At 40.2% G+C, this 777-nt stretch carries 1 protein-coding gene; it reads left to right on the top strand.

Annotated elements, in window-relative coordinates:
• Nucleotides 1-22 precede the first annotated feature (22 nt).
• Nucleotides 23-777: amidohydrolase (locus tag AC3G7N_RS20830; protein WP_489424072.1), on the top strand; the 755-nt coding region annotated here is incomplete at its 3' end.

Below are 777 nucleotides of genomic sequence, written 5' to 3'. Positions count from 1 at the left end.
AAGTATTGAGAATGAAATTAATTTGCAGGGAAAAACAATGCTGCCGGGATTAATCGATAGCCACTTACATATTTTGATGCATGGAGAAAAACTGCTGAGACTCGATTTATCACAGTTAAAATCTGCTGAAGAAGTAAAGGAGACATTACGGAATCGAACCGCTAATTTATCGGAGAATGAATGGTTAATTGGGGAAGGCTGGAATGAAAATCAATGGGATGATCCAATCATTATCCACAAATCCGAGTTAGATGAAATTTGTCCGAATAATCCGGTTATGTTAACACGTGTATGCCGCCACGCTCTTTTGGCCAATTCGTACGCAATAAACTTATCAAATGTTAAAGAGGATACACCCGATCCACAAGGCGGAATCATAGTCAGGGATGAGCATGACGAAATAACTGGTTACTTTCTGGATACAGCCCAGGATTTAATAAATAGATCACTTCCAAGTGTATCAAAGGATTATTTGCAAAAGGTTATAGAAATCGCAGTCGATGATCTTGTTTCTAAGGGCGTAGTTGGTGGACACAGTGAGGACTTAAGTTATTATGGAAGTTTCGACAAAACATATCGGGCCTTTATTGATGCGATTGATGGAGTAAATACAAGGTTTAAAGCACATTTATTGGTTCATCATGAAGTCCTTCAGGATATGTTTGATCAAAATCTTGGCTGGGGTGATGGCACGGAATACGTTGAACTTGGTGCAGTGAAAATTTTCGCTGACGGTGCTATTGGGGGACGCACGGCTTGGCTGACAGAGGACTATAG

Source organism: Virgibacillus carmonensis (assembly GCF_057836705.1).
This window is presented reverse-complemented; position numbering and strand designations above follow the sequence as displayed.